The 9574-nt window shown below is 37.8% G+C and carries 10 protein-coding genes; 9 read left to right on the plus strand and 1 reads right to left on the minus strand.

Annotated elements, in window-relative coordinates:
- Positions 1 to 2 precede the first annotated feature (2 nt).
- The 9 genes from H605_RS0103765 to H605_RS0103805 all read left to right on the plus strand — a co-directional run bounded on the left by H605_RS0103765 (position 3) and on the right by H605_RS0103805 (position 8729).
- Positions 3 to 224: an MbtH family protein gene (locus tag H605_RS0103765; protein ID WP_029052977.1), complete on the plus strand. Its 222-nt coding sequence runs from the start codon at positions 3 to 5 to the stop codon at positions 222 to 224.
- A 2-nt stretch (positions 225 to 226) separates the two neighbouring features.
- Entirely contained in the window at positions 227 to 1636 is a 1410-nt protein-coding gene (locus H605_RS0103770) for an MDR family MFS transporter (protein WP_029052978.1), read from the plus strand.
- Positions 1637 to 1686: 50 nt separating this feature from the next.
- Positions 1687 to 2376, plus strand: a complete 690-nt coding sequence (locus H605_RS0103775) for a 4'-phosphopantetheinyl transferase family protein (RefSeq protein ID WP_029052979.1) — start codon at positions 1687 to 1689, stop codon at positions 2374 to 2376.
- A gap of 874 nt (positions 2377 to 3250) precedes the next feature.
- Positions 3251 to 4261, plus strand: coding sequence for an ABC transporter substrate-binding protein (locus tag H605_RS0103780; RefSeq protein WP_029052980.1), 1011 nt, complete (start codon positions 3251 to 3253; stop codon positions 4259 to 4261).
- A gap of 11 nt (positions 4262 to 4272) precedes the next feature.
- Positions 4273 to 5280, plus strand: coding sequence for a FecCD family ABC transporter permease (locus H605_RS0103785; RefSeq protein WP_029052981.1), 1008 nt, complete (start codon positions 4273 to 4275; stop codon positions 5278 to 5280).
- Positions 5273 to 6310 carry a FecCD family ABC transporter permease gene (locus tag H605_RS0103790; protein ID WP_037561534.1) on the plus strand — a complete coding sequence of 346 codons (1038 nt, stop codon included), beginning with the start codon at positions 5273 to 5275 and terminating at the stop codon, positions 6308 to 6310. Before H605_RS0103785 ends, H605_RS0103790 begins: the two co-directional genes overlap by 8 nt.
- Positions 6311 to 6326: 16 nt before the next feature.
- Positions 6327 to 7088 carry an alpha/beta hydrolase gene (locus tag H605_RS0103795; RefSeq protein ID WP_029052983.1) on the plus strand — a complete coding sequence of 254 codons (762 nt, stop codon included), beginning with the start codon at positions 6327 to 6329 and terminating at the stop codon, positions 7086 to 7088.
- 10 nt (positions 7089 to 7098) lie between these two features.
- Positions 7099 to 7890, plus strand: a complete 792-nt coding sequence (locus H605_RS0103800) for an ABC transporter ATP-binding protein (protein ID WP_029052984.1) — start codon at positions 7099 to 7101, stop codon at positions 7888 to 7890.
- A 128-nt stretch (positions 7891 to 8018) separates the two neighbouring features.
- Positions 8019 to 8729, plus strand: a complete 711-nt coding sequence (locus H605_RS0103805) for a hypothetical protein (protein WP_029052985.1) — start codon at positions 8019 to 8021, stop codon at positions 8727 to 8729.
- Positions 8730 to 9310: 581 nt separating this feature from the next.
- Here the strand turns inward: H605_RS0103805 and H605_RS0103810 are convergent.
- Positions 9311 to 9574: ATP-binding protein (locus H605_RS0103810; RefSeq protein WP_029052986.1), on the minus strand; the 264-nt coding region annotated here is incomplete at its 5' end.

Below are 9574 nucleotides of genomic sequence, written 5' to 3' on the forward strand. Positions count from 1 at the left end.
ACATGAGTAACCCTTTTGAAAACGCAGAGGAATCGTATGCTGTATTAATCAATAGTGAGGGACAATATTCACTTTGGCCTGGTTTTCTTCACATTCCATCGGGCTGGGATCAGGTTTATGGAGTGACGAATAGGCAAGAATGTTTGGATTATGTAAATTCCAATTGGGATAATTTAATGCCGAACAGTGCGAAGACAATTGAGAATGTTAGTAATAGGAATTAACTATGAAGAAACGTGTAAGTGTGAAGTTTGCTGTATGTGCAGTATATGTATTAGCGATGTTTATGTCAGCTCTCGACAGTACAATTGTTAATGTGGCATTGCCGGCTATTGGAGGAACATTCCATGTTCCTCCTGAAGCCATGGGAACCATAAATATTGGATATTTAATTAGTTTAGCTATGTTTCTACCAGCAGCAGGCTGGATGGGAGATCGTTTTGGAACAAAACGGGTATTTTTGAGTGCGATAAGCATATTTACTATTGCATCTGTCTTGTGCGGATTTGCTCATAATATGTTTACGTTGAATGTATACAGGATTCTCCAGGGTATTGGGGCAGGCTTCATTACCCCTGTTGGCATGGCCATTCTATTTCGAACATTTACTCATGAAGAGCGTCCCAAGCTGTCGCGTATGCTCATTATACCGATCGCACTAGCTCCGGCACTCGGTCCTATTATAGGTGGGTTTTTAGTAGATACAATTTCTTGGCGTTGGATATTTTTTATAAATATACCTATAGGCTTGCTTGCTTTATTCATTGGGAAGCTATATTTACAGGAACATGTTGAGCCAACGGCCGGAGCATTTGATTATAAAGGGTTTATATTATCCTTAACCGGTTTTTCGCTGTCGATTTATGCATTGACACAGGGAACTGTTAAAGGATGGACATCTCCTGAAATTATAGTAACGGGATGTTTGGGACTTGTATTAATGGTTTTACTTGTTCGCCTTGAACTGCGTGAGGATAAACCAATGATAGATGTGAGATTGTTCAAGGATCCAATGTTCCGCTCAATGAGTTTTATTGGTCTTTGTTCCGCCGCGGGTTTACTTGGAATGCTATATGTTTTTCCGCTAATGTATCAAAACGCGTTGAACGTTAGTGCTTTTCATACAGGTCTAACCACATTCATAGAAGCACTTGGATTAATGGTGGCTTCCCAGCTAATGCCTTGGACATTGAAGAAAATGGGTTTACGGCGACTCCTCATTTTTTCTCTTATTGGTACAATCATTGTTTTTATGCTTATTTCATTATTTGTTGCATCTAATCCGTGGTTGCTTAGATTTTTAATGTTTGGAATAGGGTTTTTCTTAGGACAAACAGTTGGAGCAGCGCAAATATCAGCTTTTAAGAATATAGACTCCCCATCAATGGGCAGAGCTACAATGCTATTTAATATGCAAAATAGACTTGGCGCAGTTCTTGGAGTTGCTATCTTATCAGGTGTGCTAGGAACATCCAATACGTCAGCAGGGGAACCGGTTAACTTGCTAACGTATCAATATGCATTGTTCGGCGCTTCGATATTTTTAATAGTTGCATGTTTAATAGCAGTGAGAATAAATAAAACGACTGAAAATGATCCTACCCTACACATGAATCTGGTTGAGAAAGCAGAATAGCGGTCTATTATAAAATAAATCAAACTGTAAAGATGAAGGGAGCATTCCATGTGGTAGAAGTCTATATTTGTCAATTACCTAAAGAAAAGAGTCAAGTAAAATTGGGGGAATTACTTTTAAAAGTGCCTAAAGAAAGACAAAAGCATATTCGAAGGTTCTACCATCTGGATGATGCATACCGAACTATTATAGGAGATTATTTATTAGATCATGTTTTAAAGCAACGGACTGGAAAAACATTAAAAGAAATAACCTTAAAAAGAAATGCATATGGCAAACCGTATTTACCTGATTATCCATTTATTCAGTTTAATATATCTCACTCAGGTAAATACGTAGTTTGTGCAGTACACAATCAGGATGTAGGTATTGATATTGAGGAAATTCAAACGTTCGATTTACTCTTGGCTAAACAACTTTTTACTGTAGATGAATACCAAATGATACGTAATTCAAATGATAGAAATCATGCATGCTATGAAATTTGGACTATGAAGGAAAGTTATACAAAAGCAGTAGGAAAGGGACTGGTTATCCCGCTAGATGCTATTCGTATAAGAAAACAAGTAGGTAACCTTATGGAAGTTGGTAGTTCGCACGAAAAGGAGCTAGTAACGAATTTCATTTGTAAACAATATGCGATTCATACAGATTACAAGCTAACTGTGTGTGCACGCATGACTGGAGGGAATATGTTTCTTGAACATCCCATCGAAATGAATTTTGATCAATTGTGTTGAATAACTATTTAAGCTAACTACTAAATCATTAAGTATGCTTATGCAGGTGATTCCACAATCTAACCATTTCAAAATTACTATTTTCGAAAATACTAATTCAAATAATTATTTATTCAATCGTTATAAAAGCATGTTGGCAAGTAGCTCCATTTTCATTTCCAAATAAAATTTAAAAGTAGCTATATCTAGTAGGGGATAGATCCATTTGCCGCCACACTTCTCAATTGATGTTACATAACTATTGACATCTTTAGAAGAAACTTCATTTATTTATTGACAATGATTCTCATTATCGATAAAATGAGAATTGTTCTCAGTTGAGGAGGGTGGTGTTTCTTTACTACGGCAAAAAGGAAGTCTCATTTTTTAGTACTCAGATATAAAGGAGGGAAGAAATATAGGCAGGATGAAAAGAAAATCTGTAGTAATTGGTCTAACATTAGGCATACGACAGGATAGGCTAACTGTATGCAAATGATGTACGTTTTACGTGGTTGCAATTTCCTCGTCGGAAATACAAAGTCAGACGCATAAAAGATCGATCGAACTCAGAGTGATTTGTTATAAAAATATATTCAGTTTAATTAACTGACTGTTAAATGGATTTAGAATAATCCTGAGATGATTCCTTCGCGCATTGGGTAATAATTAGAATTTCGATAGAGGGAGTAGATGAAATAATTCATGGGTATAAAGCGAGGGCCACAGATGGCAGCATTGCAGTACTTGGGAATGGACTACTTCATCAACGTTATTCTTAATGCAAGTTATGCTGTTACTTGCCGAGCGTGGTTTTGATCGTGAAAAATAGGAAGGTTTGCCGTTTCAAGGACAATTAGGCATCGATACTTAAAGTAAAAGGAGAAGATGAATGATGAAGAAGCAATTAAGCTTATTAGTATTTGCATTGATGGCTATATTGGTACTTGCTGCATGTGGTGGAAAAGTAGAAGAGGAAAAAACACCAGAGAATGATAAACAGGAATCCACTGTTGAAAAAGAAGCAACGCAACAATCTGCAGATGATGGTGCAGCTGAAAATGGCATGCAAGAAATTACATACTTAGGTGAGACCTATTCTGTACCAGAAAACGTAGAACGCATTGTCATTACAGGAGCGATGGAAGCGATGGAAGACGCAACGGTTTTAAATATAGAACCAGTGGGGGGAATTACGGTTGCAGGAGAATTCCCAGAAACATTTAAAGCGGTGGTAGGAAATACAGAGTCAATCGGTGAAAAGCAACAACCAAATTTTGAGAAAATTCTAGAATTGCAGCCAGACGTAATTTTGGGAACGACAAAATTCAAAGATGAAGTGGTTGAAAAATTGGAACAAATTGCACCTACAATTTTAGTTTCCCATATTTCAACGAATTGGCAAGATAATCTGAAGCTAATGGCTCAACTAGGAGATAAAGAAGAAGAAGCGGAAACACTTCTAGCCCAATATGACAAAGATATTAAAGCTGCGACAGAAATAAAGGAAGAGTTTGAAGGCAAAACGGTAATGGCGATTCGCATTCGTGGTGGTAGTTTGTTTGTCTATCCAGAGGATGTATTCTTTAACCCTTCTTTATACAATGAACTAGGAATAGATGTTCCAAAAGTTGTCCAGAAAGCAAAAGCTCAAGAAGAGATTTCGATTGAGCAGCTAGCAGAAGTAAATCCAGATGTTCTTTTCATCCAAGTTCAAACGAGTGGAAATCAAGAGAATGAGCAAGCATATGAAGAATTGAAAAAGAATCCAATCATTCAAAATATCAACGCTTTCAAAAATGATGCTGCTTATAGCAATATTGTAGATTCTTTGTTAGAAGGAGGAACTGTATTAAGTAAAATCGAATTCTTAAAAGCTCTGGAAGAAAACGTGTTAAAGAAATAGAGGGAATTTAGATGTCCATAATTCGAAAGAATAAGATTGTATTAATCCTTTTCCTATTGATTTTATTTATCGTTACAATAACGTATTCAATCATGTATGGGGCTAGTCGTTATTCGGTTTTAACAATTTGGCAAGCCTTGGTTCATTTTGATCAAACGAATATGGAACATCTAATCATACGATCTTCCAGAATCTCTAGGGTGTTAGGTGCTTTGTTGATCGGTGCTTTCATCGCGATATCTGGAGCGCTTATGCAAGGAATGACGAGAAACTACTTGGCCTCCCCCGGCATTATGGGTGTGACCGACGGTTCGGTTTTTGTTATCACATTGTCAATGATATTTCTTCCGAACGTTCAACCTGCTACCCTCCTAATCTTTTCATTTATAGGTTCTTTAATGGGCGCAGTGTTTGTTTTTGGAGTCGCCAAGCTAGTGCCAGGTGGCATGTCACCTTTATCGCTTGTAATTATCGGAACAATTCTAGGTATGTTTTTGAACGGCGTATCACAAGCTCTGGCAACATATTTTCAAATATCACAAAATATCAGTTTTTGGTACAATACGAGACTTCATCAAATTGACCCGGTCATGCTTCAATGGTCTGTACCTTTAGCAATCATCGGACTTTTCTTAGCATTTTACGTTTCAAAGTCTATTACAGCCATTTCCCTAGGAGATGAAGTTGCACAAGGTTTAGGAATTAACCTAGTGGTGATGAAAACATTGACATTAGTAAGTGTCGCACTGTTAACAGGTGTGTCTGTAGCTTTGGTTGGTAAAGTTACTTTTATCGGTTTAATCATCCCGCATATCACACGTTTTTTAGTCGGTGATGATTATAAAAAGATTGTTCTATACGCCGGATTGTTCGGTGCGCTATTTTTTGCATGGGCAGATATAGTAAGCCGTTTGATTAACCCACCATTTGAAACTCCAGTCGGTGTCATTACGGCACTTGTAGGCGTACCTTTTTTCCTTTATCTGATTCAAACAAAGGGAGGGAAGCGTTATGCCTAAGCTGAATCTAAATAAGCGTTTCTTTGTAGTAGCAAGTATTGGAATCATATTTACGTTACTCGTTATTTACTTGAGCCTTACAAGTGGTCAATACCCATTGACGGTATCTGAAACGTTCCGAACGTCATTTGGTGTCGATCATATTCCAAATCATGAACTTGTGATCTTTGGTTTTAGGATGCCTAGAATAGTTATTGGTGTTCTAGTCGGTTTATCACTGGGAGTAGTAGGAGCCGTTTTACAAGGTGTGACGAAAAATAATTTAGCCGATCCAGGTATTTTAGGTATTCAGTCTGGTGTAGGACTCACAGTGGTTCTCTATATGTTTTTTGTTCAGGGGAATGTGAATGAGATGTCAAGTCTCTCGATCGTCGGGGTGTCTGTATGGGGATGGCTTGGTGGAGTCCTCGCTACTCTCCTGCTATTTATACTTTCAAGTCATCAAGGCCAGCTCGATCCAAAACGTTTGATTTTAGTTGGTATTGCATTGAATTCTGGTTTTGGTGCGCTTACCCTTTTTATCTCGTTGAAGATGGATCCCAAAGATTTTGAAATGGCGACAGTTTGGTTATCAGGAAGTATTTATAGTGCATCATGGCAACAAGTATTATCTATGTTACCTTGGGTTCTACTAATCATTCCGTTACTCGTTTGGAAAGCACCCATTCTTAATGTGTTACAACTCCATGATATAACGATTGTTGGTTTAGGGGTTCGGATAAACCGACAGCGTGTGTTGTTGGTAATGGGGGCGGTTGGATTGATCAGTGCAAGTGTGATTGTTTCTGGAAGCATTGCATTTGTCGGATTACTAGCACCTCACATTTCAAGGCGATTAGTAGGTATTCATCATCAACATATCATTCCGATGAGCGGGATTATCGGAATGATACTTGTTGTAACAGGAGATTGGATTGGTAAGGCGGTCTTTGCACCTGCTGAATTGCCAGTTGGAATTGTTATTTCAATTATTGGGGTACCTTATTTCATTTATTTATTAATGCGAAATAGCCGAAAAGTACGGGCATAAAGAATGGAGATTGGTTATGGGATATACACATATAGTGAAATCAATACGTCATTCTATATCAGAGACTGACTACAGAATTAAAATTGCCATCCCTAAGGAACCAGCGCCAGAGGAAGGGTATCCTGTCTTTTATATATTGGATGGGAATGCTTACGGTGTTCTTTTCGAAAGTGTTGTGATGTTGCAAGCGCAACGCACCGAAAAAACAGGCGTACCTCTTGCGGTAATTGTATCAATAGGATATGAGCAAGAAGAAATTTATTCACCTCTACGTATATATGATTTCACACCACAAAGTGAAGTTGTCAACTTACCAGAACGGCCGTCGGGAGTACCGTGGCCTACTTCTGGCGGTGCGGAAGAATTCTTAGAGGTATTGAAAAAAGTGAAACGAATGGTTCGACAAGAAGTCGAAATAGATGTTCGAAAGCAACTAGTTTTTGGCCATTCGTTGGGAGGTCTATTTCTAGTTCAAACGCTTATATTGGAGCCGGAATTATTCACACATTATTATATTTGCAGTCCATCTCTTTGGTGGAATCAAGAGCAAATACTACAGGATGCTTTGAAAATTACTCCTGTACAAAGTGTGATCTTTATAGCGTCAGAACAACAAGAAAAGCATAAGATGTTTGAAAATGCACATTCCCTATATAACCATCTAAAATCTTTGCCTATGCAATCGGTCGAAATGTTTACATCACCAGATGAAAATCACATGTCCATCATTCCAGCTAGTATGTGCCAAGCATTGCGGTTTTTAATGAAAAATAAGTGAGGTGAATGAAATGATTGATGTTGAAGAAATTACTGTCGGTTATGGCTCGAAAATCATTATTGAAGAACTAAGTGTCGCGATACCTAAAGGACAAATCACGACAATTATTGGACCGAATGGATGTGGCAAATCTACTTTATTAAAAACAATTTCCCGTATTTTACAAGCGAGTCATGGCGCAGTCTTTATTGATCAAAAAGCGATTCATGAGACAAGCACGAAAGAAATCGCAAAAAAGATGGCCATCTTACCCCAAACAGCGGAAGCACCCGATGGATTAACGGTACATGAGCTCGTCGCATATGGTCGTTTTCCACATCAGTCAAGTTTTGGTCGGTTAAAAAAAGAAGATATTGAGGCGATTGATTGGGCGTTAGAAGCAACAAACTTAACTGAATTTCAAGAGCGACCCATTGAAGCATTATCTGGGGGACAGCGACAACGTGTATGGATTGCGATGGCGCTTGCTCAAGATACAGATATTTTAATATTAGATGAACCGACGACGTATCTTGATATGGCGCATCAACTTGATGTTTTACAATTGGTAGAACGACTCAACAAAGAACAAGGGAAAACGATTGTGATGGTGTTGCATGATATAAATCATGCCTCTCGTTTTTCAGATTTCTTAATAGCTATGAATAATGGTGAAATTGTAACAGAAGGTATACCAGAGCGCGTCGTTACGTGTGAACATTTGCAGCAGATCTTTCAAATTCAAGCAATCCTATCGGTGTGTCCTTTTAGTCAAAAGCCAATATGCTTATCTTATGGGAAATTAAATACGAGTGTATTATGAATACATATTGTCATTTAACTAGTATAAGTGTGGGATCAACAGTCTTATATTTAGCCTCTTAGAGAGGTATTCAAATGGAATTAAAAGTTTTAGTAACCATACATATAATTAGTTAAGGAGGATATACAATGCAAATATACTGGACTAAAATTAATGCAATCATTAAAGAAACGCCTGAGGTTAGAACGTACATGCTCGACTGTCCGAAAGACTTTACATGGGAAGAAGGTTCCCATACTCACTTCGCACTGGAAGGTTTTAATGCGGGTGATAAACCAAACCGTAGCTTGATTCGTCACATGTCAATCTCCACTTTACCGCACGAAAATTCCATCGGTATTACAACACGCATCAAAGAGCAGTGCTCTGAGTTTAAAAAGATATTAAGGAGCCTTGAAGTTGGCGATGAGGTTGCAATCTTTAAAACTCACTCAAATGTACCGCTTAAAAGAGAAGACAAAAATGTTTACTTGCTGTCATCAGGCGTTGGTCTGGCGACTTTTAGACCGCTCGTACTTGATTATTTCGAACGTGCTGATCACGTCAATAAAATTCATTCGTTGAACATCGACTCATCAAATGATTTCTTATTCACAAATATTTTTGAGTCCGCACCTGACAAGAAGTTCACATCACAATTCGTCGACACCCGTAAAGACTATTATGAAGAAGTGAAAAGTCTTTCTGCAGACAAGGAGGGGCTCTTCTATGTAGTCGGCAGTGACGAATTCCTTGTGCAGAATATTGCAGTTCTTTGTGAGCAGGGCATCAAACCGGAACAAATTATGATCGACAAGCATGAACATATGTTGACTGAATTTTTATCAATTGACATGTAAAGTTTAATAAGACTGTAAAATTTCTTGATCAATACTAAAGTTCAATATTATAGTATGAGTAAGATGTAGTAAACATTGAAGCGCATTTGTTAATTATGAGGATTATAGTTGTTTTTCTCTATCAGCTACAAAATTGATTTAGAGAGAGACGGAGGATTCCAAAAATACCATGACTTTTTTCAAGATTTATAGTCGTTGGTAGAGTTAAATGGTACAAGAAGTAAATACTGTATGCTTAATCAGCCGATAGACCTTTCTCAATCTTGAGAGGGGTTTTTTGGCTTTTGAAGGAGACTATGTATAAAACTAATAAAAGTATTAGGGTTTTTATAAGTGTCGAGTGTAAAATGACATGCATTTAACAACACACTAGTGAAATATGCAATTACATCGATAAAGCGATTTCGCAAGCGGGACACTTGCTGATTAATAATTTATGCAACCCAGCTATTTGGATGAAGACAGTGACAAGGAGCCTATCCCCTTGTCATCGTTTAATATAGTGGTGTAACCGTCAAGTAGAATTCAACAGTTTTCGATAAATAACTTTCAACAGTTTTCATCAATTAAGACTCAACACTTCATTCTGTAAAAAGGGTTTTTCTGTATTTCATCCGAATGCTATCCTGCTCTTCACTAAATGTAAGAATTTCGCTGCGATGAAGAAGACGATCAAGGATTGCTGTAGTCAGAGTAGGATCACCCAAGAACTTTCCCCATTCACCTGGCCCCTTATTTGATGTCAGAATAAAGGCTGCCCTGTCATATAGTTCGTAAATGAATTGGAAGAATAGATGGGCCTCCTGTGGCTCATAAGCCATATACATGACATCATCGATGATAAT

This window comes from Sporosarcina ureae DSM 2281, assembly GCF_000425545.1.
In the GTDB taxonomy this organism is placed as follows: domain Bacteria; phylum Bacillota; class Bacilli; order Bacillales_A; family Planococcaceae; genus Sporosarcina; species Sporosarcina ureae.

Bases quoted from the DNA above. Each gene is read 5' to 3' on its own strand.
- H605_RS0103770 (WP_029052978.1), top strand. From the start codon at position 227: ATGAAGAAACGTGTAAGTGTGAAGTTTGCTGTATGTGCAGTATATGTA.
- H605_RS0103800 (WP_029052984.1), top strand. From the start codon at position 7,099: ATGATTGATGTTGAAGAAATTACTGTCGGTTATGGCTCGAAAATCATT.
- H605_RS0103785 (WP_029052981.1), top strand. From the start codon at position 4,273: ATGTCCATAATTCGAAAGAATAAGATTGTATTAATCCTTTTCCTATTG.
- H605_RS0103795 (WP_029052983.1), top strand. From the start codon at position 6,327: ATGGGATATACACATATAGTGAAATCAATACGTCATTCTATATCAGAG.
- H605_RS0103790 (WP_037561534.1), top strand. From the start codon at position 5,273: ATGCCTAAGCTGAATCTAAATAAGCGTTTCTTTGTAGTAGCAAGTATT.
- H605_RS0103780 (WP_029052980.1), top strand. From the start codon at position 3,251: ATGAAGAAGCAATTAAGCTTATTAGTATTTGCATTGATGGCTATATTG.
- H605_RS0103765 (WP_029052977.1), top strand. From the start codon at position 3: ATGAGTAACCCTTTTGAAAACGCAGAGGAATCGTATGCTGTATTAATC.
- H605_RS0103805 (WP_029052985.1), top strand. From the start codon at position 8,019: ATGCAAATATACTGGACTAAAATTAATGCAATCATTAAAGAAACGCCT.